The organism is Microcoleus sp. Pol14D4 (assembly GCF_036701245.1).
Taxonomy (GTDB): Bacteria; Cyanobacteriota; Cyanobacteriia; order Cyanobacteriales; family Microcoleaceae; genus Microcoleus.
The window spans coordinates 62,626-87,780 of the sequence record NZ_JAUBQM010000015.1 but is presented as its reverse complement, the minus strand read 5'-3'; the positions used below and the strand labels follow the sequence as shown (position 1 = coordinate 87,780).

Annotated in this window: 25 protein-coding genes; 14 read left to right on the top strand and 11 right to left on the bottom strand. The window is 45.8% G+C overall.

What is annotated here, in order from left to right:
- The 4 genes from QUA33_RS08765 to QUA33_RS08750 all read right to left on the bottom strand — a co-directional run.
- Window positions 1–2,302 (bottom strand): DUF4347 domain-containing protein (locus tag QUA33_RS08765; protein WP_333148125.1); only part of this gene is annotated, 2,302 nt, incomplete at its 3' end.
- Between the two features lie 774 nt (window positions 2,303–3,076).
- Window positions 3,077–5,173 (bottom strand): prolyl oligopeptidase family serine peptidase, encoded by a 2,097-nt coding sequence (locus QUA33_RS08760; RefSeq protein ID WP_333148123.1) that lies wholly within the window; start codon window positions 5,171–5,173, stop codon window positions 3,077–3,079.
- A 325-nt stretch (window positions 5,174–5,498) separates the two neighbouring features.
- Window positions 5,499–6,092: a recombination mediator RecR gene (gene recR / locus QUA33_RS08755; RefSeq protein ID WP_333046856.1), complete on the bottom strand. Its 594-nt coding sequence runs from the start codon at window positions 6,090–6,092 to the stop codon at window positions 5,499–5,501.
- A gap of 152 nt (window positions 6,093–6,244) precedes the next feature.
- Complete coding sequence (locus QUA33_RS08750; RefSeq protein ID WP_333069865.1) at window positions 6,245–6,613, bottom strand: translation initiation factor; 369 nt, start codon at window positions 6,611–6,613, stop codon at window positions 6,245–6,247.
- A gap of 240 nt (window positions 6,614–6,853) precedes the next feature.
- Between QUA33_RS08750 and trpB the strand changes: the two genes are divergently transcribed.
- The 3 genes from trpB (at window position 6,854) to QUA33_RS08735 (ending at window position 9,440) form a co-directional block, all read left to right on the top strand.
- Entirely contained in the window at window positions 6,854–8,092 is a 1,239-nt protein-coding gene (gene trpB / locus QUA33_RS08745; RefSeq protein ID WP_333148121.1) for a tryptophan synthase subunit beta, read from the top strand.
- 69 nt (window positions 8,093–8,161) lie between these two features.
- Window positions 8,162–8,668, top strand: a complete 507-nt coding sequence (locus QUA33_RS08740; protein WP_333148119.1) for a CAP domain-containing protein — start codon at window positions 8,162–8,164, stop codon at window positions 8,666–8,668.
- A gap of 139 nt (window positions 8,669–8,807) precedes the next feature.
- Window positions 8,808–9,440, top strand: coding sequence for a ribonuclease D (locus tag QUA33_RS08735; protein WP_333148117.1), 633 nt, complete (start codon window positions 8,808–8,810; stop codon window positions 9,438–9,440).
- Between the two features lie 374 nt (window positions 9,441–9,814).
- On the opposite strand, the gene QUA33_RS08730 is transcribed toward QUA33_RS08735, so the two are convergent.
- Window positions 9,815–10,876, bottom strand: a complete 1,062-nt coding sequence (locus QUA33_RS08730; RefSeq protein ID WP_333148115.1) for a GspE/PulE/PilB domain-containing protein — start codon at window positions 10,874–10,876, stop codon at window positions 9,815–9,817.
- Window positions 10,877–11,185: 309 nt separating this feature from the next.
- Here QUA33_RS08730 and QUA33_RS08725 point away from each other — a divergent pair, with 309 nt between their 5' ends.
- Window positions 11,186–11,338 (top strand): hypothetical protein, encoded by a 153-nt coding sequence (locus QUA33_RS08725; RefSeq protein ID WP_333148113.1) that lies wholly within the window; start codon window positions 11,186–11,188, stop codon window positions 11,336–11,338.
- A 142-nt stretch (window positions 11,339–11,480) separates the two neighbouring features.
- Here the strand turns inward: QUA33_RS08725 and QUA33_RS08720 are convergent, their stop codons facing one another.
- Complete coding sequence (locus tag QUA33_RS08720) at window positions 11,481–12,608, bottom strand: HetZ-related protein 2 (RefSeq protein WP_333148111.1); 1,128 nt, start codon at window positions 12,606–12,608, stop codon at window positions 11,481–11,483.
- 158 nt (window positions 12,609–12,766) lie between these two features.
- Between QUA33_RS08720 and glyS the strand changes: the two genes are divergently transcribed.
- On the top strand, window positions 12,767–14,914 hold the full coding sequence (glyS, locus tag QUA33_RS08715) for a glycine--tRNA ligase subunit beta (protein WP_333148109.1): 2,148 nt from the start codon (window positions 12,767–12,769) through the stop codon (window positions 14,912–14,914).
- 331 nt (window positions 14,915–15,245) lie between these two features.
- Window positions 15,246–16,592, top strand: coding sequence for a UDP-N-acetylmuramoyl-L-alanine--D-glutamate ligase (gene murD / locus QUA33_RS08710; protein WP_333148107.1), 1,347 nt, complete (start codon window positions 15,246–15,248; stop codon window positions 16,590–16,592).
- A 138-nt stretch (window positions 16,593–16,730) separates the two neighbouring features.
- Here murD and QUA33_RS08705 read toward each other — a convergent pair whose 3' ends face one another.
- The 4 genes from QUA33_RS08705 to QUA33_RS08690 form a co-directional block, all read right to left on the bottom strand.
- Window positions 16,731–16,889 carry a hypothetical protein gene (locus QUA33_RS08705; protein WP_333099910.1) on the bottom strand — a complete coding sequence of 53 codons (159 nt, stop codon included), beginning with the start codon at window positions 16,887–16,889 and terminating at the stop codon, window positions 16,731–16,733.
- A 51-nt stretch (window positions 16,890–16,940) separates the two neighbouring features.
- On the bottom strand, window positions 16,941–17,303 hold the full coding sequence (locus QUA33_RS08700; protein WP_333148106.1) for a hypothetical protein: 363 nt from the start codon (window positions 17,301–17,303) through the stop codon (window positions 16,941–16,943).
- Window positions 17,272–17,454 carry a hypothetical protein gene (locus QUA33_RS08695; RefSeq protein ID WP_333148104.1) on the bottom strand — a complete coding sequence of 61 codons (183 nt, stop codon included), beginning with the start codon at window positions 17,452–17,454 and terminating at the stop codon, window positions 17,272–17,274. Before QUA33_RS08695 ends, QUA33_RS08700 begins: the two co-directional genes overlap by 32 nt.
- A 90-nt stretch (window positions 17,455–17,544) precedes the next feature.
- A complete protein-coding gene (locus QUA33_RS08690; protein ID WP_333148102.1) occupies window positions 17,545–17,955 on the bottom strand; it encodes an MAPEG family protein in 411 nt (136 codons plus the stop codon).
- A gap of 31 nt (window positions 17,956–17,986) precedes the next feature.
- Between QUA33_RS08690 and QUA33_RS08685 the strand changes: the two genes are divergently transcribed.
- The 5 genes from QUA33_RS08685 to QUA33_RS08665 all read left to right on the top strand — a co-directional run bounded on the left by QUA33_RS08685 (window position 17,987) and on the right by QUA33_RS08665 (window position 22,295).
- Window positions 17,987–18,205: a hypothetical protein gene (locus QUA33_RS08685; RefSeq protein ID WP_333148100.1), complete on the top strand. Its 219-nt coding sequence runs from the start codon at window positions 17,987–17,989 to the stop codon at window positions 18,203–18,205.
- Between the two features lie 206 nt (window positions 18,206–18,411).
- Window positions 18,412–19,347, top strand: coding sequence for a DUF389 domain-containing protein (locus tag QUA33_RS08680; RefSeq protein WP_333148098.1), 936 nt, complete (start codon window positions 18,412–18,414; stop codon window positions 19,345–19,347).
- A gap of 19 nt (window positions 19,348–19,366) precedes the next feature.
- Entirely contained in the window at window positions 19,367–20,944 is a 1,578-nt protein-coding gene (locus QUA33_RS08675) for a Na+/H+ antiporter (RefSeq protein WP_333148096.1), read from the top strand.
- A 143-nt stretch (window positions 20,945–21,087) separates the two neighbouring features.
- Window positions 21,088–21,867, top strand: a complete 780-nt coding sequence (locus QUA33_RS08670) for a class I SAM-dependent methyltransferase (RefSeq protein ID WP_333148094.1) — start codon at window positions 21,088–21,090, stop codon at window positions 21,865–21,867.
- Window positions 21,868–21,959: 92 nt separating this feature from the next.
- Window positions 21,960–22,295 carry a cupin domain-containing protein gene (locus QUA33_RS08665; RefSeq protein ID WP_333148092.1) on the top strand — a complete coding sequence of 112 codons (336 nt, stop codon included), beginning with the start codon at window positions 21,960–21,962 and terminating at the stop codon, window positions 22,293–22,295.
- Between the two features lie 167 nt (window positions 22,296–22,462).
- Here QUA33_RS08665 and QUA33_RS08660 read toward each other — a convergent pair whose 3' ends face one another.
- Window positions 22,463–23,164 (bottom strand): Crp/Fnr family transcriptional regulator, encoded by a 702-nt coding sequence (locus QUA33_RS08660; protein WP_333148090.1) that lies wholly within the window; start codon window positions 23,162–23,164, stop codon window positions 22,463–22,465.
- A gap of 45 nt (window positions 23,165–23,209) precedes the next feature.
- Between QUA33_RS08660 and QUA33_RS08655 the strand changes: the two genes are divergently transcribed.
- The 3 genes from QUA33_RS08655 to psb34 all read left to right on the top strand — a co-directional run bounded on the left by QUA33_RS08655 (window position 23,210) and on the right by psb34 (window position 24,971).
- On the top strand, window positions 23,210–23,728 hold the full coding sequence (locus QUA33_RS08655) for a CdiA C-terminal domain-containing protein (protein WP_333148089.1): 519 nt from the start codon (window positions 23,210–23,212) through the stop codon (window positions 23,726–23,728).
- A gap of 199 nt (window positions 23,729–23,927) precedes the next feature.
- A complete protein-coding gene (locus tag QUA33_RS08650) occupies window positions 23,928–24,734 on the top strand; it encodes a thiazole synthase (RefSeq protein WP_333146476.1) in 807 nt (268 codons plus the stop codon).
- Window positions 24,735–24,803: 69 nt separating this feature from the next.
- Window positions 24,804–24,971, top strand: coding sequence for a photosystem II assembly protein Psb34 (psb34, locus tag QUA33_RS08645; protein ID WP_015177107.1), 168 nt, complete (start codon window positions 24,804–24,806; stop codon window positions 24,969–24,971).
- The last annotated feature ends 184 nt before the right edge of the window (window positions 24,972–25,155 follow it).

Here is a 25,155-nt window from a genome sequence, read left to right as displayed (position 1 = left end):
CTGTCGAAATTGTGTAAGTAACTCTTTCACCTGGTGCTGCTGCTGCAGTCCCGCTTTTGGTGGTCACTAGGTCGGCACTAGGTGTCAGAGGTGTGGTGAATGTAGCTTGGTTGTTGGCGGGAGTGGGGTCAGTCGTAGTTGAGGTACTTCGGGCGGTGTTGCTGACGCTGCCGGATGCAGGTGCGATGAAGCTGACTGTGTTGGTGACGGTGGCTGTGTTGGTGACGCTGCCTGCGGCGAAGGTGACTATACCTGTAGCCGGATCGTAGACACCGCCGTTGGAGGGGATGACTCCTGTTAAATTCGGAAGGATGGTGTCGGTAATGGTGACGTTTTCGGCTGTGCTTGGGCCGTTGTTGACTGTCGAAATTGTGTAAGTAACTCTTTCACCTGGTGCTGCTGCTGCAGTCCCGCTTTTGGTGGTCACTAGGTCGGCAAGAGCAGCAACAATTGTAGTTGAGACTTGAGAGATGGGTTGGGAACTATTGTTGTTAGCTAGATTTGGATCAAAAGTGCTGGAGGTACTATAGGCAGTGTTAGTTAAGGCAGCACCGCCTGTTGCCGGAACTCTTGCGGTGATGGTGCGGGTTTCGCTAGCACCGTTAGCCAGAGTCGGAATCGCCGGCCAGATGACCGTCCTCGTTGTGGGATTGTATGTGGCGAGGTCGGAGGCGCCGACGAAACTTAAGCCCTCTGGGAGGGGATCTTGAATCAGGACGCTTTCGGCGCTGTCTGGCCCGTTATTTGTGGAGGTAATCGTATAGGTAATGGTGCTATTGGGTATGGCATAGAGCGGGCCTTTTTTAACAATGGAAACGTCGGCTACGAGTGTAGGCGGATCTATACTTTGGACGATGACATTGTTAACTTCGTGAATGTTTGTGTTGCCTCCTGTCGAAGCAGCAAAGCCAAATTTAAAAGTACGTGGCACTTCTCCGTTTACGATTGCCAAATTTGGTATATCGAGCAGTGTTTCGCCCGCATCAAATGTGCCGTTGCTGTCCAAGTCTAAGGCAACTGTAAGACGGTTAGGTGTTGCTGAGGTAGTCGGGAATAAGGTAACTTGGACGGATCGTTTAGCTTCAGCGCGAATGCTTGTATCTTTATTGTCTATGCCAATGGAAACGCCAGTCAAAGTGTTAGTTAAAAGACTAGAACCTAAAAATTTATAGTTTTCGGTTGGGATTATGCTTTCCCTGCCTCTAAGTCCTACTGCATCAGGTAGCTTGTCTGGAGTGTTCGAGCTGCCGCCCTGTTTTCCAGCAATAGTGCTAGAATAATTGCCAAACTCGTCTAATCCGACACCTAAATAACCTCCTACAATACCCGGTGAATTTGAATTAGTATTCTGAGCATAACCGAGAGATCCGCCAAAGCCTCCCGCTTTTGTTGGCGTAGCTGTTCCGTCAATCAGGAAAAAACTAATGCCATCCGCACCATCGGTGGCACCATTCACATCGGGGACATTACCTCTGTTATAGGCAAAGAAATCAAAGGTAACTCTCAGGCCCTCAGTTGCCAAGATGGGGTTGTTGTAGATTACAAAAGCTGATTGTCCAAAGGCGTTTGAGGTTAATCTCAAAGTACCTGTTCCGGCTGGATCGCCAGTCCCTAAAGCGGGAATAACGCCGCTGAGGTTTTGTGTACTACCTGCGGTTAAGCCTGGGTTAGCTGTAGTCGTGTTGCCAACTCCATATATCCAAGGCCCGATTACTGTTGAATTTTTAAATTCTTCAGCAGCTAAGGTAGCCAGGACTGATGTGTAGCTTTCTAGGACTTTTTTTTCAAAGGCTAATTCGGTATTTATTTGTCCTGTGGTAATTTCTAATTCCCAGTTGCCACCTAATGCTGCACTCCCTGTTAAATTATTGGAAGCGGCAATATTTGCTCCTGTTATTTCGCTGATTTTTTGTATGAATTTTAGACCTGATTCCCCGGCACCTGTGTTGCAACTTAACAGCAGAATACTACCTGTTTCTGTGAGAGCTTTCCCCCACTGCTGCAATTGGCGGGAATAGGTTTCTATATTGTGAATATTGAGTTCTGTTGAGCCGATTTCTACTGATGCTGATGCGCCGTGAGCAACTATTTGAATGCTGTTGAGGCTGTGCCGCGAGGCTGCAATTTCGGCAATTTGTTCGATTCCATCCCGGGTTCTATCGAGCAGGATTACTTCTGTATCGCTTTTCACTCCCCTGAGCAACTGTTGGTAGTTTTCTACTTTTGAATCCACAATCGCTAGATTTTTTCGGCTAGCAGTCTCTGTTTTATAGCTGGCTTGTCTCAAGATTTTAGTTTCCATATTGGTAGATTTCCGTGTTTGCGCGCCTGACAGATTTGGTTGGGATGGTTTTAATTTTTGGTTAATTTGGTTGCTAAATCTAAGCTACCCCTTTTCATAGATGACGATAAACTTTCAACTATAAAGTTTTAAAAATTATTTTTTAAAGATACATAATAGTTACCTCTATTTGTTATTTATGATCTTAGTCAATCATTAGACAGGATTTACTGCGATCGCCCTAGGATGTCCTGATGCGGCCCATGGCTGGAAATTCTAACATGAATAAGGGGTGACAGCCTTTGTATTAGCCAAGATGCTCTATTTTTGGGAAAAATGATATCAGGTCTAAGGTTAGTTATATGGTAAATTACTTACGGATTTATCAGCACAAGGGGTCAGACCCCTCATAGCGCTTTGCTTCGTCTGGTGATATCGAGGCTGGATCAGACAGCTTGAACCGTAAATATACTGAAAATATTAATTTCCTAAAAATTGGCAGATTTTGGCTTTGAGGTGCGATCGCTGTTGCAAGTTGAGAGGACCAAACTTCTAGAGATTTATACTTATATTTATACGAATTTGGCGTGCAGTAAACTCACAGCAATGTAATAATAGCCACTCAACGCTACAAAAGTTAATAAAAAAAACGTGGAAAATTATATATGTTAATATCAGGATTTCGGTGACAAAAAAGAACGATCGCCCTTGAATACAAAAAGAACGATCGCCCTTTACACCGTCTTTCTATCTAAATCATCAAACTGCGTCGATCGCACCCTCTAACGCGGCTTGCTAAGCGTCAATGTCGAGTTCGCGCACTAAAAAAGCCCATTCATCAGCCAATTCTTCAATCACTTTAGCAGTAGGCTTGCCGCCTCCGTGTCCCGCTTTAGTTTCTATCCGAATTAACACGGGTTTTTCTCCCGCGTGGGTTTCTTGCAAAGCAGAAGCAAACTTGAAACTGTGGGCCGGAACCACGCGATCGTCGTGATCGGCAGTTGTAATCATTGTCGCCGGATAAGCCGTTCCCGGTTTGAGGTTGTGCAGGGGAGAATAGCCGTAAATTGTCGGGAATTCCTCGGCATTTTCGGGAGAACCGTATTCCGAAGTCCAGGCCCAACCAATGGTAAACTTGTGGAAGCGCAGCATATCCATAACCCCGACTGCGGGCAATGCCGCACCGAACAATTCCGGTCGCTGAGTCATGCAAGCCCCTACTAATAAACCGCCGTTGCTTCCACCTGCGATCGCCAATTTGGCCGGTTTGGTGTACTGGTTTTCGATTAGCCATTCAGCCGCGCCGATAAAGTCGTCAAACACGTTTTGCTTGTTCAACTTTGTCCCTGCTTGGTGCCATGATTCGCCGTACTCGCCGCCGCCCCGCAAACAGGCGATCGCATAAACTCCCCCCAGATCCAACCACACCACATTGCTAATGGAAAAACTCGGAGTTAGCGACACGCCAAAACCGCCGTATCCGTAAAGATAAGTGGGGTTATTGCCATCAAGCTGCAAGCCTTTTTTGTGGGTGATAAACATCGGTACTTGCGTGCCGTCTTTGCTGGGATAAAATACTTGCTTTGTCTCGTAATCGTCGGGGTTAAAATCTACATTCGGCTGGCGGTAAATTGTGCTTTCGCCTGTCACCATTTTGTAGCGGTAAATAGTGTTTGGTGTAGTGAAACTCGTGTAAGCATAAAAAGTTTCGGTATCGTGCCGCTTGCCGTCAAATCCTCCCGCCGAACCGATTCCCGGCAAAGCTATTTCTCGCGCGAAACAGCCGTCTAAGTTGAAGATTTTAATTTTGGTGTAAGCGTCTTTCAGATAAGAAGCCACAAATTGATTGTTGAGGATGCCAATACCTTGGAGGGTTTCGGCTGCTTCGGGGATAATTTCTGTAAATTTCCCTTGACTGTCATCGCCAGCGAGGGATAAAGGAGGGGGATTGTTGGTGTCGATCGCAATTACCCGGCCGCAGGGTGCATTTAAGTCAGTTTGAAACCAGAACAGAGGGCCGTCATTGTCGATGAAGCTGTACTCTGCCTCGAATTCGTTAATCAGTTCTACAACAGGCGATTCAGGGGCAGTTAAGTCTTTATAGAAAATCAGGTTTTTTGTTTCAGTTCCCTGCCAAACTGATATAATTAGATATTTGCCGTCTTCAGTGACGCCGCCGCTAAATCCCCATTCTTTTTGGTCGGGGCGATCGTAGATTAATACGTCTTCAGATTGGGCTGTTCCTAACTTGTGATAAAACAGTTTTTGGTAATAGTTAACATCTTCGAGTTTGGTTTTTTCGTTGGGTTCGTCGTAGCGGCTGTAAAAAAAGCCTTGACCGTCGTGAGTCCAAGAGGCGCCTGAGAATTTCACCCACTTTAAATGATCCGATAAATCTGCACCTGTTTCGATATCGCGGACTTTCCATTCTTGCCAATCCGAGCCGGAGGTAGACAAACCGTAAGCCATATATTTGCCGTCTTCGCTGATAGCTACGCTACCCAAAGCAACGGTTCCATCTTCTGAGAGTGTGTTGGGGTCAATTAATACTTTGGGTTCGCTGTCGAGGGAGGTTAAAGTATAGAGTACGGATTGATTTTGCAGACCGTCATTCTTGTAGTAGAAATAGCGAGATCCTTCTTTGAAAGGTATGCCGTATTTCTCGTAATCCCAAAGTTGAGTCAGGCGCTGTTTGATTTTTTCCCGCGCCGGAATTTCGTTGAGGTAGCCGAAGGTGACTGCATTTTGGGCTTCCACCCAAGCTTGGGTTTCCTCTGAGTCAGGATTTTCCAGCCACCTGTAAGGGTCGGGTACTTGGACGCCGTGGTAGTCGTCTGTTTGGTCGATTTTGCGGGTTGTGGGGTAGGTGAAAGGTCGATCGAATTTGGTCATGATTTTTTACTACTCTCGGTAACTTTTTCCAGTTTACCCTTTCGCGGGAGTGACGACAGGGAACAACGAAACTCAAGACCAAATAGCAAATACCAAATACCCGACAGGTTTCAACCTGTCGCTACACAGACAAAACCCGCCGACGCGGGTTTCATATCTTACAAATTTGTCATTACGAGCCTCAGCGAAGCAATCGCAAAAACTTAGGATATAGCTGTTGTCGCATCAATTGTAAACTCTTCATCCTCTCTTCTCTTCCTTTGTTTCCTTGGCGTATTCGCCGTTCGTTTCTCTTATTTTTAAATCAGCCATCACCCGTTTTCAACTAATCCAACTCCCTCCTTCCTTCCAAAGCGCGAGCCAATGTAACTTCATCGGCATATTCCAAATCTCCCCCCATCGGCAAACCAAAAGCTATGCGCGTCACTAGGGTAAAAGGTTTTAATAAGTGACCGATATAAAGAGTAGTAGTTTCGCCTTCCACGCTGGGACTAATAGCAATAATTACTTCCTTAATCTTTTGCTGGCTGACGCGCCGGACTAATGGTTGAATGTTCAATTGTTCCGGGCCAATTCCATCCATCGGCGATATAACGCCGCCAACAACATGATATTTACCCATATATTCCCGCGTTTTTTCTAAAGCGATTACGTCGCGGGATTCTGACACTACACAAATGGTATGAGTGTCGCGGTTGGTATTGCGGCAAATTTCGCAAACAGGGTCAGCAGATAAGTGAAAGCATACTTGACAGAAACCTACTTGCTGTTTGGCATCAATCAAAGATTTAGCTAGGGCTTGCACTTCTTCTTCCGGTCGTTTCAAAATATGTAAAGCTAAACGCTGGGCTGTTTTTGGGCCGACTCCTGGCAAGCGCTGCAATTGTTCGATTAAACGAGCTAAAGGTCGAGTGTACATTAAAAATTGGCGGTAATTGGTAATATCATTTCTGGTTGATTCGCGATCGTAGAATTGGCGCGATGTAGGGGCGGGTTTTACCAACCATCTATGTTTTAAACTAAGTATATCATAAACTCGTCCCGCCCATACACGGATGACTATTGACTAATTTACCCTCCACTAATTTTAGCTTTGTAGCCTAACTTTGTGATAATTTCTAGAAGCTTTTGCTTGTGTTCGCCTTGAATTTCGATTTCATTATCTTTGACTGTGCCGCCAGTACCGCATTGGGCTTTTAGCTGCTTGGCTAAAGTTGCTAATGTTTCGGGTTTTTCCTGAAAGCCGCTGATGACTGTAACTGTTTTGCCGCCTCGTCCTTTTCGGGATGCTTCGATTTTGAGGTTTTGTTGATTGGGGGGAACTTCGGCAACTCCCCGTTGGAGGGCTGCCGAGTTGTCAACGCTGCCAAATTCGGAGTAAACTATTCGTTTGCCCTCGGTTGTTTTGCTGTCAGAATCTTTGCGTTTTGATGCTGCCATAGGTTAAAATGCTTGAACTTTTTTTACTGGTATTTCTAGTTTTAGCGGATTGGGGTATGGTTGCGATCGCTCGGAATGCGCTCTATCTTCTACTTATTGTATTAGCCCGTCAAGCGTTCAAGGAATTATAATGAAATTTGTTCGATCGCCTCAAGTCCACAACCAATTTGGTACGATCGACACCAAGCCTATAGCTTACCCGCGAATCTAAAAAATCTAAAATCTAAAATCTAAAATCAAATGACTGTCACTCCCCTGCCTCTCACCACCGAAACCAGCGCCCAACGCCCCGACTCCCTCGGCAGATTCGGCAAATTCGGCGGCAAATACGTCCCCGAAACCCTGATGCCGGCGTTATTTGAACTAGAAGCCGCTTTCCACAAATACAGCAGCGAACCGGAATTTCAACAGCAACTTCAACAATTGCTCAAAGATTATGTCGGCCGCCCCAGCCCTTTGTATTTTGCGGAACGCCTCACCGAGCACTACGCTAAAGCAGACGGAACTGGCCCGCAAATTTACCTCAAACGCGAAGATTTAAACCACACCGGAGCTCACAAAATCAACAATGCTTTAGCTCAAGCATTGCTCGCAAAACGCATGGGCAAAAAGCGGGTAATTGCTGAAACTGGTGCCGGCCAACACGGCGTTGCTACCGCCACAGTTTGCGCTCGTTTCGGTATAGAATGCGTTGTCTACATGGGCGTTCACGACATGGAAAGACAGGCTTTAAATGTGTTTAGAATGCGCTTGATGGGAGCAGAAGTGCGGCCGGTGGCGGCGGGTACGGGAACGCTGAAAGATGCGACTTCCGAAGCGATTCGCGATTGGGTGACAAATGTGGAGACAACTCATTACATTCTCGGTTCGGTAGCGGGCCCGCATCCTTACCCGATGATGGTGCGCGATTTCCATGCGATAATCGGTCAAGAAACCCGCGCTCAATGTCAAGAAAAGTGGGGTGGTTTGCCAGATATTTTATTAGCTTGCGTCGGCGGCGGTTCTAATGCAATGGGTCTTTTCCACGAGTTTGTCGGGGAAGAAACTGTCAGATTGATCGGTATTGAAGCGGCGGGCGAAGGTGTGGAAACTGATAAACACGCTGCTACTTTGACTAAGGGAAGTGTGGGAGTTCTGCACGGGGCAATGAGTTATTTGCTGCAAGATAATGAAGGTCAAGTGATTGAGCCACATTCGATTAGTGCGGGTTTGGATTATCCGGGTGTGGGACCGGAACACAGTTATTTGAAGGATGCGGGCAGGGCTGAATATTATAGCGTAACTGATGCAGAAGCACTGGGAGCATTTCAGCGGCTTTCGCAGTTGGAGGGGATTATTCCGGCTTTGGAAACAGCTCACGCGATCGCCTATTTAGAGACTCTGTGTCCGCAGCTAACAGGCAATCCGCGCATTGTGCTTAACTGTTCCGGACGCGGCGACAAAGACGTGAACACTGTAGCGAAGGTTCTGAATATCTAGGTTAGCGGAATGTGGGGCGATCGCTCTGTAGGAATTGGTAACAATTAACTTTATTTCTCGTTTGATTTCATGTCCAAAGGTTTGATTTCGATTTGCTTGGGATTGTTGACAATCCTGCCAAAGTGTGACACCTCCATTCCTACGCGATCGCTGCCACAAACTCCCATGAATACTAATGTTGCTTCGAGTGCTATTACTGACTTAGAAAAAGCGGTTAACCAACAGATCAATCAATACCGAGCATCTAAAAAGTTGCCGCCGCTGAGTATCGATCCGCGAATCAGTCAGATAGCAAGAATTCACAGCGAAGATATGGCTAAGGGTAAAGTAAGTTTCAGTCACGATGGATTTGAGGGGCGGGCGAAAGCAATTACGATTCCTTATAAAAGTGTAGCTGAAAATCTTGCTTACAATTTTGGCTACAGCGACCCGGTACGCAATGCTGTTGAGGGTTGGATTAAAAGTGACGGCCACCGCAAGAATATGGAAGGTCAGTTTAATGTGACAGGTATTGGAATTGCCAAAAATGCCAAAGGTGAGTATTATTTTACTCAGCTTTTTGTTCTCAGTCGGTAATTTGAAGGAAGAAGGAAGAAGGAAGAGCGAAGAGGGAAGAAGGCAGAAGGCAGAAGGCAGTTAACAGTCAACAGTCAACAGTTAACAGTCAACACTCAACAGTTAACAGTCAACAGTCAACAGTCAACAATTACTAATAATGGAATTTGCAGATTTTCAAGTGTGCGATCGTGATATTCCCGATTCTCTCTTATCTTACTATTTGACAGCAGAGGCGATCGCCGTTGATACGGAAACAATGGGTTTGATGCCGTGGCGCGATCGCTTGTGTTTGGTTCAGTTGTGCAATCCCGAAGGTAAAGTTGCAGTGGTGCGGATTGCCAAAGGCCAGACAGCAGCACCGAATTTAAAGAAGTTAATGGAAGCTGAAAATATTGAGAAAGTATTTCATTTTGCGCGCTTTGATATGGCAACAATGCGTTACAATTTAAGTATTGACATTGCACCAGTTTTCTGCACCAAGCTAGCTAGTAAACTTGCTAGAACTTATACCAACAGACACGGATTGAAAGAATTAATTCTAGAACTCGAAAAGGTAGAATTAAATAAAACATCTCAAAGTTCCGACTGGGGAAATGCGACTAATCTTTCGGACGATCAACTAAATTATGCTGCTAATGATGTTCGCTATTTGCTGAGCGCTAAACAAAAGTTGACTGCTATGTTGCAGCGAGAAGAACGCTGGGAAATTGCACAGAAATGTTTTCAGTGTTTGCCAGTTTTTGTGAGTTTGGATTTATTGCAGTACAAGGATGTTTTCGAGCACGGCTAATACCATTTTAGATTTTAGATTTTAGATTGGGAATGAATGATGACTACCAGGGTTTAGATGACGGGCATACAGTTGCATTCTTTTTGGGAAATTGTATAATATTGTGTCACCTCGCACAACTGCCATCAAATTGTTTTGTAGTGAAGACTTGAGTTATCATAAAACTCGCTTGGACTTGAGTCCTCACTACAAACGTAATTATTATTATTTGACCCGACTTGATGTGATATCAAATCCGGTAGCATTGGAATTATTCCTCTCTGTATTCTCTCCCTCTGCGTTCTCTGCGCCCTCTGCGGTTAAATCATTCCGATACAACCGGAAACGATATGAGTTAAAAAAAATTCAAAACAGTGATCTATTGCTGATTATGGCTAATCGGGATTGTGTTCGTGCAGTAAAGCTTCAATTTGGTCGTCAACATTTCTAATCACCTGTTCCAAAGCGGGCAACCCCTCTAAAGGCACAGGAGAAAGCCGAGTTCGATCGCGAATTTGATTCACTTTCCGCTGCAATTCTTCGGCCAGCCGCAGGGCGTCCCGACTCAAAGTAGACAACTGCTGTTGCTGGTAAAACCTCAAAGCTGCCCCCCGCAAAACTTGCAGGGTGGCTTCTTCCTTGCCGCCCACCGTCATTACCCGCAAGCGCAACAGCAAATGAGTGTTTTGATATATGCGCTCAACTTCGACTTGTTTGGGCTGTTCCACCGGGCAAACAGGCATATCTGTCAGCCGCTTCAACTCGTCGATGACCTCTTGGAAAAGGACGATATCGATACCTTCGAGCATCGATTTCAAAACGCCATCTTGACTCCAAAGAATGCGACCTTGGGACTGGTGCCGCTCAAAAAACAGGCGGCCGATACCCTCTCGCAACACTCTACCGAGCAATTCTTCCAGCAGTTGGGGCGCGGGCAAAGTTGCCAAAACTTCGACTGGGCTTGACAAGTGCAAAGCCTCGACATTCAAAACCGATAGCTGTGTCGGTGTTGGGGGAACCTCAGCGCCAGCAGGTTTAAACCGCTCAGGAGCGGGCATCGAGGCTTCTGGCACAGACAGGAGCGTTGCTGCATTGGGGCCTGAAGTTGCGGGTGCGGGATTTTTTGGTGTTGGGGCTGGTGCGGTTTCTGTCTGGCTCGGTTCTCGGAGCTGGTTCCCGTGCAGCAAGTAAGCTGAGAGCATCGAGCGCTGAGTTTCCGAGGCAATTGGCTCTGTTGTGACTGAGCAATTCATGTAAGCTAAAATCCGCTGCACGTAATCCAAGGCGGAGTCATCTTGGGCATCGACTACGCCCAATTTAAACTGATTACCTTCTAGAGATAAAGGCAAAACTTGATAGTAAAGGCAAGCTTCAAAGGGGACAACTGTATCGATTAGGTGAAATATTCGATCGGAGTCCATTGTAGCTGCGGAGTCTGTTGAAGATGTATGTACCATTAGCTGCTTTGTAGTTGGAAGCGCGATCGAGCGCGACGCACCAACCTGATGCGATAAAATTAAACGCTGCAACTTCCCTGACGGAGGAATTGGCCTAACAACCGGAAGCTTTTATTAAAGAAAAATCCTTAGTCCCAGAATTTTCTCCCTTCTGTATTGCAGCCTCAAACTCTACCAACAGATTGAGAACTAGATGATGACTAGCGCAGTCTAGACCCACTATCATCGATCGCCCGAGATTGATGCCCGTGGCTGGCAACAATAGAATTATGTCTTTAATGCACAAGTATTAGAGATGCACCACAACCGATGATTTACGGGCAACCGCTGAATTTAGGATTGGTTAAAAAATCCTCAAAAGTCGATCGTGCTGCTAGTATCTTACCTCAGAGAGCTGACTGCGATCGTCTCAAAGCGCGATCGTCACGGCAGGGCTACAAAATCCCGATCGATCTAACCTGATTTGATACAAGCGGCATCGCCCGGTTTTCCACAGGGAAACTCGCAGTAATCTGTGGCTGTTCGGGAATTGATTTGTAGCGCGGATTCTGAAAAATGCTACCGCCAATTAACAATTAGCAATTGCCTGCCACCCATTACCAATCTACTCGTTGCGGAGCGATTGAGCTGCTAAATAGAGTTTGCTCCACTCGCCGATGACTTGATTGGTTTTCAGCTTTAATTCCGATGCGATCGCCTCTACACTTTTCCCTGCTTTCAGCGATTCTACCAACTGCCGCTGCACCGGCGTGAGGTTTTCTAAATATTGCTGCCACTGAGCCGGAGTCAAGCCCAAACTGTGTTCTTGGAGCGAAGTTTCCAGCCAGTTGGCGACTAATTCCGGTGCTTGTTTGACCGCAAAAACCCGAATCGCGTGGTAACTGACTTTTTCTCGCAAGCGGTAAATTTGCTTGATCGGAACCTTCAACTCCTCGGCAATTGCCTCTTGGGAACGGCCTTGCAGGTAAAGCCGCAGCCACCGGGAAGCCAGGGGATCGACTTCAGCGGCCAAGTAATTCTCAAATTCTTGTTGGACAATCTGCCGCTGAGTTTGCTGCTCTTCCCAAGCTTGATTTTCTCGATACTCGGACATTGCCTGTTCGTCTAGCAGGCTGAGCGGTTCGTCTGTATCGTCGGGTAGAACCTGTTCCGACACCAGCCGCACCCAGTCTCCTGCAGGCACTTGCGTCAACCCGCCCCGCTGGGCACGCCGCAAGTAGTTGACAAAACGGTACACCAGCAGCGGCTGGTTGCGGATCGGGCGCAAGCAGTATTCTTCTGTGCTCGCTAGCAGCAAAGCATTTCGCAAACGTCTGTCTGAGGTGCATTCGGCAATCCAGGCGACTTGCTGCTGCAGGTAGCGATCGGAATTGAGCATTTCCTGAATCACTTCTTGCAGTACCTCCACCGCACTCCGCTGTCTGTCGCGACTCAGGGACACCCACGCTTGGATTTTTTGCCGGAGGACAACTAAACCGCCGAGCCGCCCGATCAAGTTGCGGTAAGCTTTTTCTGGCGGTACTCCCAGATACCGAGAAATCAAAATTCGATATAAAAAGTCGATCGCCCCAGAGGCGACAGACAATTGAGTTGGGCTAAGAGTGTCAAATCTTTCGGGCTTGTCTCCCAACAGCCAGCGGACAACACTCTCGCGGGTGCTAGAATTTTCGTCCGGGCAATCTTGTTCAAGTCGTGACTTCCAATCTTGTCCTAGTCTTTCCGCCAAGGTCATGGGCTGTCGAGAATATTGTCTTTCACCCCCGATTTTACGTGGTATCCTGGATTTTTGAGTATTTTTCAGATATACGATCCTCTTCTGCAAGCTTCGCCAACAGGCGATCGGATAAATTACCTTAAATTACCCTAAACAAAATTCCCTTACGGTGCGATATGCCTAACTTTTTATTAGAACTCGGTACAGAAGAATTGCCCGCATCTTTTGTCGCAGGCAGCGCCCAGCAGTGGCAGCAACTTGTACCTGCAACGCTGGCAGAAGAATCCTTGACAAATGACTCTATTAATGTATACGCTACTCCGAGGCGTTTGGCAGTTCTCGTGAAAGGGCTGCCAGTTCAGCAATTAGATAGAGAAGAAGAGGTAAAAGGGCCGCCCGCGAGTTCGGCTTTTAAAGATGGCAAACCGACGAAAGCAGCCGAAGGTTTTGCGAAAAAGCAGGGCGTAGAAATTGATGCTTTGGAAGTTCGCGCTACCGATAAAGGCGATTTTGTGTTTGTGCTCAAAAAGATTCCGGGGCGGATGACCGCGGATATTTTGACAGAACTTGTGCCGCAGTGGATTAACAAGTTAGAAGGCAAAAGATTTATGCGCTGGGCCGACGGAGATTTGAAGTTTCCGCGCCCGATTCGATCGCTAGTGGCGCTGTTGGATGATACTGTACTGCCAATTACATTGGTGAGCGGTTCGGATACGGTCAAGAGCGATCGAATTTCCCAAGGACACCGGGTGTTACATCCGCAGCCTGTCTCGATTCCCCAAGCCGAGGATTATGTCGAGTGTCTGCGGGCTGCTTGCGTGGAGGTCGATCGATCCCAGCGCAAAAATCAAATTAAAGCACAAGTAGAAGCCGCAGCAACAAAACAAAGCGGTTACGCCGACATTACGGAAGACTTGTTAGAAGAAGTCACAGACTTAGTAGAATGGCCGAACGCAGTTGTCGGGAAATTTGACGAAGAATTTTTGATATTGCCGCCGGAAGTAATCACCACAATTATTGTCACAAACCAGCGCTATTTTCCGATTCTCAAAAGCCCGGATTTTCCCGAACTGCTGCCCTATTTTATTACAATTTCCAACGGCGACCCGGCTAAAGCGGCGATTATTGCTGCTGGTAACGAGCGAGTAGTGCGGGCGAGATTGGCAGACGGTCAGTTTTTCTACAAAGCAGACTTGGTAAAGCCTCTAGAGGATTATTTGCCCAAGTTGGCAACAGTTACTTTCCAGGAAGATTTGGGGACAGTACGCGCAAAAGTCGATCGTCTGTGCAAAATTGCCAGCCTCATCGCCACTCAACTGCAAATAACAGGCGAAGAACAAGCTTACATAGCAAGAGCAGCCTTACTTTGCAAAGCCGACCTCGTAACCCAAATGGTTTACGAACTTCCCGAAATGCAAGGAATCATGGGGCAGAAATACGCCTTAGCAAGTGGCGAATCGGAAGAAGTAGCCACAGCAATTTTTGAACATTATTTGCCCAAAGGTGCGGGCGACAATTTGCCGCAAACTCTGACTGGTCAAGTTGTCGGAATAGCCGACAAATTAGATACTTTAGTCAGCATCTTCGGCTTGGGAATGTTGCCGACTGGTTCATCCGACCCCTTCGCTTTGCGCCGCGCCGCTAATGCAATAATTAACATTATTTGGGCGGCTCAGTTGCCAATCAATTTGCACCAGTTGCTCGCAGAAGTTGTTGCCGAATTTACCGCAGCGCGCCCGGAAACACCAGCGGAGTTGCTATCACAGTTATACGAGTTTTTCTTACAAAGAATTCGGACTTTGTTGCAAGAAGAAAAGAATGTAGATTACGATTTGGTAAATGCCGTTTTGGGAGAAAACGACCCAGAATATACTGAACGAGCATTGAGAGATTTGTTGGACGCACTGGAAAGAGCACTTTTTCTCCAAGAAATCCGCAATAACCAGACTTTGGATCTAATTTACGAAACAGTCAACCGTTCAACTCGTTTGGCGGCTCAAGGAGATTTGGATAAAGTTGAATTGGAACCGAAAAATGCGGTGAAACCAGAGTTATTTCAAAAATCGTCTGAACAAGCTTTTTACGATGCAGTAGTGCAGTTAGTGCCGCAAACGCTGCTCTCCAAACAAACTCGCGATTACCAGCAGTTAGTAGATAGCTTGACTGAGATTGCTCCGACTGTCAGCAACTTTTTCGACGGGCCAGAAAGCGTTTTGGTGATGGATTCTGACCCGGAAATTAAGCAAAATCGGTTGAATTTACTGGGTTTGCTGCGGAATCACGCGCGGGTGTTGGCTGACTTTGGGGCGATCGTGAAAGGTTAAAAAATTCACGGTAAATCATCATGCTAGGGTGCGCAATGTGCACCTTATGCGACAAAAAAAATCGGGGTAAATCATCATGATAGTAAATTAGACAATATTGCAAAAGTCGTAAACTATCTTGAAAGTATCTGCGTTTATCTGCGGTTTCCCTATCTATCAAAGATTTATCCAAGAAGCCTATCATAATGGTAGGGTGCGCATTGCGCACCTTACGATAACTTTGTCAAAACAGTCATAATTTAAGCAAAATGGCCAATAGCCAACAACAGATCCCAGGTTAAGATATAAACTTATAAAACCAGGGAAATTCGCTCCACCACACACACAGCTTATGCCGATCGCTCATATCATTGGACTAGGAAAATCAGGAATTGCCGCCGCCAGACTGCTAAAACGCGAAGGATGGGAAGTAACGCTGAGCGATCGCTCATCTTCCCCAAATTTGCTGGAACAGCAACAGGAATTCGCTAACGAAGGAATTCATGTGGAGTTAGGTAAATCTTTTGAACCAGTCGAATCTCTAGAATTAATAGTAGTAAGTCCGGGCGTTCCCTGGGACAGTCCAGCATTAGTGCGCGCCAGAGAGTTAGAGATTGAAACAATCGGAGAAATGGCTCTCGCGTGGCGTTACCTCAAATCTCCTTGGGTGGGAATTACCGGCACTAATGGCAAAACTACTACTACTGCTTTAATTGCGGCTATTTTTGCAGAGGCCGGGCTTTACGCTCCCGCTTGCGGCAATATTGGTTATGCTGCGTGCGAATTAGCTTTAGCCGAAAAACCACCGGATTGGGTAATCGCAGAAATCAGCAGCTATCAGATAGAATCATCGCCATTTGTAGCGCCGCGAATCGGAGTTTTGACGACTTTGACGCCGGATCACCTCAGCCGCCACAAAACTTTAGAAAATTACTACAACATTAAAGCGCATTTGCTGAAAAAGTCTGAATTGCAAGTAATTAACGGCGACGATCCTTGTTTGCGGCAGCAAGGAGTTGACGTTTGGCCGGATGCGTGTTGGACGAGTGTCAAAGGTGAAAAAGAACTGTTGGGCGATCGCACTTTTGGAGCGTACATCGAAAACGGTTGGGTAATAGCTCAAAGCGAGAAAATTCTGCCTGCTGATTCTTTGCGGATGGTGGGAGAACACAATTTGCAGAATTTGTTAATGGCGGTGGCTGCGGCTAATTTGGCGGGGATAGATAAAAGTGCGATCGCCCGGGCGATCGCTAAATTCCCCGGAGTTTCGCACCGCCTCGAACACATCTGCACTTGGGAAGGCATAGATTTCATCAACGACAGCAAAGCTACTAATTACGACGCCGCCCAAGTCGGGTTGGCTTCTGTGAGCGCACCGGCGATTTTAATTGCGGGAGGCGATGCCAAAGAAGGGGACGATCGCGCTTGGATTGATACAATCAAGGCGAAAGCTGCTGGAGTGTTGCTAATTGGGGATGCGGCAGGTATTTTTGCCGATCGGCTCGAACAAGCAAATTACAACGCTTGGGAAATAGTCGAAACAATGGAACGAGCAATCCCGCGAGCAGCAGAATTAGGCAAACAGAACAACGCAAAAGTAGTGCTGCTTTCCCCAGCCTGTGCTAGCTTCGATCAATACCAAAACTTCGAGCAACGAGGCGATCATTTCCGCCAATTATGCCTCGAATCCCTAGTTTAGATATGTCATTGTTCGCTGTGTAAAAATTAAGAATTTTCTACACAGCGAACAGTAAAAAACTTAAATCTGCGTTAATCTGCGTCTATCGGCTTACATCTGCGGTTAAAAATTAAAACCTCTGATTTTGACCAATCTACTTTAAGTAACAGTCTTCCAAACAGTCTTAACTCTCTCCTGTTGTTCCGATTCTAGCTCGTGAAAAACTATCATTATTTCCTCATGAGTATAATCAATAATGATTGCAGCCAATTGAGCCACTGTTTCCGCTTCCAGCATGGCTGTTTTTAAATTTGCCATTGCCTCTTTATCCATTAACACTAAACTTTGAATATTGACCTCACTTTCATTTTAATTGTGTCTGCAAATGTCTTTTAATTGGCTCTGAAAATCAGCAATCTGAGCAGCACTTATTGTATCAGAATGGGACGACAATATTTTAAAGTTTTGCCTACAAAGCTGAGAGCGCAATTTTTCATCAATCTCCAGAATCTGGTCTTCGGAAGCGACATTTTTTTGCAACAAAGTTGCGATTTCCCTTTCCAGTTGGCGATTTCCTTGCTCAAAGAAATCTTGAGAGTTAGAACGAAACAAACCGCTATTAACTTGCTGAATTTGGCTAGGTGTCAGCGCTTGAGCCGAGACAGCAGCCGGAAATCCCAAAGATGCTGCTAGCCACCAGCTATAAATTATGTGTTTGAGAATGCTGTTCATCACTGTCGGGAGGATTTTTTACCTCAATTGGTTTCTCGTCTTCTGACTCGCTTGCTAATTCATCTTCTCGTTCAAGTTTTTCTTGCCAATCTACAAGCTGCTGAAAAAGTTTCGGGTTAATTTCAAATACTGGTTTGTTGGTTTCTGACATATTTACTCCTAACATTTATTACATTTAATTGGTTCCCAGGCAGAGCCTGGAAACGAGTAGAAAAACAATTATGTAGATCGCAAGCTAGGCTCAAACCTTCAGCAGCGACATAATTATCCCTGTTAAAGACCCACCAAGCAAAGTTAAAGTAGCTAAGGTACTAATGCCAAATCCTGCCGCTCTTTTTTCGGCAGCTTGATAGTAACCCCAAGCAAACAAAATGCGTCCAATTATCCAAACTGCGCCGATACCGGCGCCCCAAATTGGGCTGATAAATTGCGAGAACAGCCACAACGAGGGCAAAAATAGAATCATTTGCTCTAAGGTATTTTGCTGAACTCGCACCACTCGCTCAAAGTCTGGGTTTCCTGTCATCTGCGGGGGAGAAACTTTGTGTTTGAATCTAGCTCTGCCGACGTTGATGGTAACAACGAAGTAGAGAATTAATGCTGAAACAGTAATTAGACTAGGCCAAAGTGTCGCGTTTGCTTCTGCGAGCATGATTCGGTATTCTTAGGGTGGAGTAGATATCTTGATTATAAATCAATTATTGCCGATCGCGTTATTCATCGCCCTGCCGTCATTCAAGGCCGGGGATGTGATTCAACTGCTGGGTATTAGTGGCGCGGCAATTGCTTTAGAGTTCCGGGACATCCTCAAAAACTTGCGGGCTGGGATTTTGATTCTTTTGACTGCACCTGCACAGGGATACAAGCCCCCGACTCTTGTCGTGATTCGCCCCAAATTTTAGACTTATTTTCAAGCTCGTAGATTCATCTGTGGAGTAAATCTCAAATCTCAAATCTCAAATCTCAAATCGACTGACCTTACCTGCATAGAGATACAAGCCCCCGACTTAAGGAGATTATTTTGCTCAACAATATTCTAGACCGTCTTAAATATTTCACCAGGAGCAGGATTCCTCGAGAGCATTTAAAGCAAATACGAGTTGACTTGTTGGCAGAATCAACCCTAGATATTAACTATCTTGTCTTAATTCTCGGCTCCTGTATAATCGCCACCTTTGGACTGCTGGCCAACAGTGCAGCCGTCATTATCGGTGCTATGATCATTGCGCCTCTGATGTTGCCAATCCGAGGGTTAGCATTTGGAGCGGTAGAAGGTAACGTTGTCCTCTTCCGCAAAGGTTTAATTGCATTAGCAGTCGGGACGCTGCTAGCAATTTTTCTAGCTTGTTTTTTGGGCGCTTTGGTACAACTTCCCGACTTTGGGAGCGAAGTTCTAGCTCGTTCTAAACCTACATTACTAGACTTAGGAATTGCGATCGCCGCTGGGGGAATCAGCGGCTATGCAAAAGTTCAGCCCAAAGTTTCTGCTACTCTGGCGGGAACTGCGATCGCCGTGGCTCTCATGCCGCCAATTTGTGTTATAGGTTTAGGCTTGTCTCAAGCTAATTGGTCGCTCAGTTTGGGAGCAAGCCTCCTGTATCTTACTAATTTGCTGGGAATTACTCTTTCCTGTATGCTAACCTCTTTAATGGCCGGCTACACCCCCCTGCATCGCGCCGGTAAAGCCCTCTTGTGGGCGCTAGCATTGACGGCTATACTTGTGATTCCTCTGGGCGTGAGTTTTGCGGAATTGATCGAGCAAGCGCAACTCGAAGCCAGTCTGAAGCGGGCGTTGCTTAACCGCACTATTACTTTTCAACGGGTGGAACTGATTGCAACTGATACTAACTGGTTGACGAAACCGCCAGAAGTGCGTCTGATTGTTCGCAGCAGCGAAGCTTTGACACCCAAACAGGTTCAGCTTTTAGAAGCATTTGTCGAAAAAGAAATGGGTCAACCATTTACCCTAATTTTTCAAGTCAGTCAAGTTGAAGAAGTGCGGCGATCGACGCTGAATAAGTCTGGCTCAAAACCGAATTCTTAACTATTTTATTCCTAATTGTATGACCCCAGAAACTCTAATTAACGAAGCGACTATCGAAGGCAATCTAAAGAAATTTCTTTTAGTGCTATTAGTTTCCTTAAGTGTGGCGATACTGCCGCAACTATGGGGCTGGTTGCGCCAAATTCCCTACACGCTGCTTTTAGTAATTGTCGGGTTGGGCTTGGCTTTTATAGACGTGCGATTGGTGTCACTCTCGCCCGAACTGATTCTGTTGATTTTTTTGCCGCCTCTTTTGTTTGAAGCTGCTTGGAATCTGGAATGGTCTAAACTCAAGCGGGATTTAGTGCCGATCGCTCTTTATGCGGTTTTGGGTGTTGTTATTTCCGTTGCTGGCGTGGCTTTTGCTCTCAACCAAATAGCGGGAGTTTCTTTAGCGATCGCCCTGTTGGTAGGAGCTAGTATATCTGCTACCGATCCAGTTTCAGTTATTGCATTGTTTCGGGAACTGGGAGTTGAAAAACGCCTAGCTTTGCTGGTGGAGGGAGAGAGTTTATTTAATGATGGCATTGCTGTTGTTGCCTTTAGTTTTTTGGTGGGATTCTCTTTAGGGACGGATGAAGTTGGCATCCCATTTCTGGTGGGGCGTTTCTTAGCTTTTGTGGGAATTGGGATTACTGTCGGGAGTGCGATCGGTTTTGGGATATCCTATCTCACCCAACGGTTTGATTTACCTTTGGTGGAACAATCGTTAACCTTAGTTTCCGCCTACGGCACTTATATAATTGTGGAGGATTTAGGCGGTTCTGGGGTAATTGGTGTGGTGGTGATGGGCTTGATATTTGGCAATTTCGGCTCTCGTATCGGTATGCAGCCCAGTACCAGGCTGGCGGTAACACAATTTTGGGATTTTGTGGCGTTTTTTGTAAATTCCATCATGTTCCTGCTGATTGGCGATCGGATTAGTTTTGCTGGTTTGCAAGCGAATTTAGGAGTAATTGGCATAACTGTGGCGGCGATGTTTGTGACGCGAGCGATCGCTATTTTTGGTTTAGGATGGTTGAGCAATAGGTTGGCAAAATCAGAAATTTCATTAGCCGATAGAACTGTGATTTGGTGGGGAGGATTGCGGGGTTCTGTCTCGATTGCTTTAGCTTTGAGCGTGCCGGATATTTTCCCAGATCGGCAAAAAATTATTGCGATCGTGTTTGGTGTAGTTTTATTTACGCTGCTAGTACAAGGTTTAACCACGAAGGCGCTGCTGGAAAAACTGGGGTTGTTGAACAACCAGGAGTTCCGCCAGGAGTATCTGGAGGCGATCGCCCAACGTGTTGCTCTCAACCGGGTTCTCAAGCATCTATCTGAAGTATCGGGCGATCGTAAAATCGAGCCTGAGTTTTCCAATCATCTCGTGAGTCAGCTTCAAGAAAAATTAAACTTGCTGCAAGCAGAAATCAATCAAATGTACGATCGATCTCCTGAACTGCGGCAAATGACTATCGACAAACTCGAAGGGGATTTGCAGGCAATAGAGGCTGATACTTATGCTGAATTTGTGCGATCGGGTCAATTGAATGAGCTGCCTGTTTCTGTGTTGCGGCAATGTTTTCAAGATCGGAATGATAAAATTGTTTCTTAATAGATTTTTGAGGGGCGGACAGGGTATAATTCCAGATATTGTAGGGTTCGTCAGCCTACGATAATTTGAATATGAGCTAGATCATAGAAAGATTGGGGATAATTTGGCAAACTGAGAGTAAGGTTAAATAGGAGGTCAATTTAATGACCAATACTGCTCTCAATTTTAAGACTGCACCCGGACATGAAGTTCTGGCGGCGGCGGGTAAGAAAATGTTGAGGCCGGGGGGGAAATTTGCTACGGAACAGTTATTTGAATGGGCGGATTTTCAGCCAGGGGAGACTGTTTTGGAGTTGGCTGCTAGTTTTGGATATAGTTCGATCGCCCTTGCTGAACGTTTTGGTGTAAAAGTAGTGGGAGTTGAGAAAAATCCCCAGAGTGTGGCCCGCGCTCGTGCTAATGTTGCAGCAGCCGGTTTGAGCGATCGAGTGGAAATTGTGGAAGGAGATATTTTTCACTTGGATCGGATTTCCCAACAGTTTGATTGGGTTTTGGCTGAAGCTATCCTGACAATGCAGTCGCCGTCAGGGAAAGCTAAAATTGTATCGGGAATTTGCGATCGTTTAAAACCAGGCGGCAAGTTTCTCTCTCACGAACTTTTAGTTAAAAACCGAGAATCAGAAATTCACAAAGCTTTATCAGAAGTGATTCGCGTCAATTCAACGCCTTTGTCTGAGTCTGGCTGGATTGCTGTTTACAAAAAGGTGGGTTTGCAAGTAGAAAAGTGTCAAACCGGGGCGATGGGGCTCCTCAACTTGTCGCGAATTCTGCAAGATGAAGGGTTTGTGGGTACGGTGCGGATTTTGTGGAATATATTAAGTCGATCGCAAATTCGCGATCGTATCTTAGCAATGCGTCGAGTTTTCCAGCATTACCAACAGGATCTAGGCTACATCCTTATCTCTGCCAAAAAACAATCTTAACCGACTCAATCGATTTTCGATTTTCGATTGAAGAAAGTGAAGCCACTGATAAATTCGAGACTTGTGACCAAATTAATTAATTGTCAAAAACTATGACTACTACTCTTTTACCGCTACAATCTTCAGCAATCCAACTCCGAGACGCAATTGAATATCCCGCCGCCGGAGTGCTGAACAAAATTTTACTAAAAGACAATAATTGTCAGTACAGTTTATTTTGTCTGGCAGCAGGAACGGAAATTTCGGAACACTCTTCGGCAAGGAATGCCACAGTTAATATCATAGAAGGAAAGGGGATTTTGACTTTGGAAGGGAAGGATATTTTTTTGGAACCGGGGGTATTTATCTTCATGCCCGGTCAAGCTCTTCACGCTTTGAAAGCCGAACAAAATTTGGCGTTTATTTTGACACTTTCTGAGGCCAATTAATTTCCGCACTATTGCTTGGGGGGCGGGTTTAATCAACCATAATTCCCTAAAATCAATAATCTTATAAACCCGCCCCGATTCACAGATTGTGGGGGCGGTTTTATATAGTGAATAGCAGTCAAATAGTCTTTTTGAAACCCGCACTACACGAATTGGGATTGTAATATTTAGTCTATTTCATCTCCCGAGGCGATATCCTCCAATTTTTCCCAATCCAATACAATAATTTTACCGCCTCGACTGTAGGATACAAACGGCTTGAGTTTCTTAAACAACCGCACGCATTCTTCGTAGGTAATTCCAATACTGCGAGCAATTTGATAGTAGGGAAAACGTTTTTCTAAACATACACTATTATCCGCAATCTTCGTACCTTGCTCGACGGCAAAGTAATGAATAAATCGGGCCAGCCGCACGATCGCCCTTTCCGACACCAAACCGTGCACAGTCTCGTGCAGTTGCTGCAACCGCTGGTTGAAAACCGCCAATATTCGCAAAGCAATCTCAGGATTTTCCCGAATTGCTGCTAGCAAAACTTCCCGTTCTGTGGTAAGAACTTCCACATCAGTTTCTGCCGTCACCGTTGCGGGGGCAATGCCGTTGCCTAGCAAAGCAGGTGCGGCAAAAATATCTCCCTGAAATAAAGTGCGGAGAATTGTTTCTTTGCCCGCCGCCGCTGTTTTTACAACCCGCAGAGAACCGCTCAAAAGAGTGTATAATTTTTCGGGGATGCGATCGCCCTCATACATCACAACTTCTCCCTGTCGGTAAGTCCGAATAGCTGTATGTTCTTGCAATCGCTCTAATTCAGTTTGGTTTAAGCTGGTAAATATTCCAATTTTAGCCAGTTGCTCAACAGTTGATTTCATACTTTTAACTCTACCCGCTCGGAGTCTATTGACAGTATAATAACGGTGAATTCAGAATATATAGAAACAAGCAGAGCCATCTACGAAAATGCAGAACCAGAATATCGGCGATATTATTTTGATGAGATAGCTGGCGGATTTGTGCTCATCCACCAACAACATAATCTTAATAATTCGGAAATCTTTCTTGCTGAAGTTTTGGCTAAAATAGGGAAGAGAGTTAGAATGTTGAGCGAGCAAGCAGCAGAGGGTGTGAGAACGCCAGATGCTGAGATAGACGGTGAGATTTGCGAATTTAAGGAGTTAACAGAATCTACGAGGAACATCAGGTATCGAGTTCAAGAAGGAATCAGCAGGGCCAAAAATCAAGGTGCATCAGTAGTTGTTTTTCACATCAACCGAGAAAATTACGATGTCTGGAAAATCAACGCTGGCATCAAACAAGGTCTGTTTTGGGATACCCAAAATCAGATTAAACAAATATTTTTTGTTGCCAACAGCAAACAAATTCAACTCATTACAAGGGAAGACTGGCAAAATGGAAGACCATTTCAGCGAATTTAAAGAAATCGTAGAGTGCGGGTTGAAAAATAATATGCCGCGAGATGCTAAATTAATTACTGTAGGGCAAATTTTATATGCTGTTACCCGCGACGATCTAACTATCAAAGAAGGTTGGCAGCTTGAAGCAATGCTGGGAGGCAGAAAAAACTGGGAAGAGGCACTTGAGTACAGCATTTTTGGCTATCCAGTAGATACAGAAATGCCATCTTTAGACAAACCTCTGGTTATTGCTGGCAAAACTTTTCATTCTCGCTTGATGACGGGGACGGGAAAATATCGCAGCATCGCAGAAATGCAGCAAAGTGTCAACGCTAGCAGGTGCGAAATTGTGACTGTCGCCGTGCGGCGAGTGCAAACAAATGCTCCCGGCCATGAAGGATTGGCAGAGGCTCTCGATTGGACTAAAATTTGGATGCTGCCAAATACTGCCGGTTGTCAAACTGCGGATGAGGCGATTAGAGTAGCTCGTTTAGGGCGGGAAATGGCGAAACTTTTAGGGCAAGAAGACAATAATTTTGTCAAGTTAGAAGTGATTCCCGATGCTAAATATTTGCTGCCAGATCCGATCGGCACTTTGGAAGCTGCAGAACAATTAGTCAAAGAAGGTTTTGCCGTTTTGCCCTACATCAATGCCGATCCCTTGCTGGCGAAACGCCTCGAAGAAGTCGGTTGTGCGACTGTCATGCCTTTAGGTTCGCCCATCGGTTCAGGGCAAGGGATCAACAATGCGGCCAACATTCAAATAATTATTGACACGGTAAATGTTCCGGTGGTAGTCGATGCGGGGATCGGAACGCCCAGCGAAGCAGCCCGAGCAATGGAAATGGGAGCCGATGCACTGTTGATTAATTCCGCGATCGCCAATGCCCAAAATTCCCCGGCAATGGCAAAAGCAATGGGAATGGCAGCAGAAGCGGGGCGGATGGCGTACTTAGCAGGCAGAATGCCGATCAAAGATTACGCGATCGCCTCTTCTCCCCAAACAGGCACTGTCACCTCCAAATAAATGGCCGAATTTTCCTGGGCGCTTTTTTGGTACAGTTGTAAACATCAAAAATATTAAGGATTGTGACTGATGCCTTACATCAAAGATGACGATGGACGCCTGAACAACTTTGCTAAAGAGCCGAAGGTGTATGAAGCCGTACCTCCCAACAAAAATCAGCAACGGAACTATATCATCATGGGAATTGCAGCAGCCATGTTGGTCGCGGGTTTGGTGTTTGTGGCTGCTTCCGTCTAAAAGCTGGGCTGAGACTCAAAGCTGCTTCAAATCGCAATTTTAAATAATCATTCAACAAACCATGTTTGCCAACCAATGGAAACATGGTTTTTGTGTTTCAATACAAAGCAGGTAGTTGCGACAATCCTGAAGCGTGCCAAGCGAGCTGGAAAGCTAAATAATATCAATTCGGGTAACACCGTTC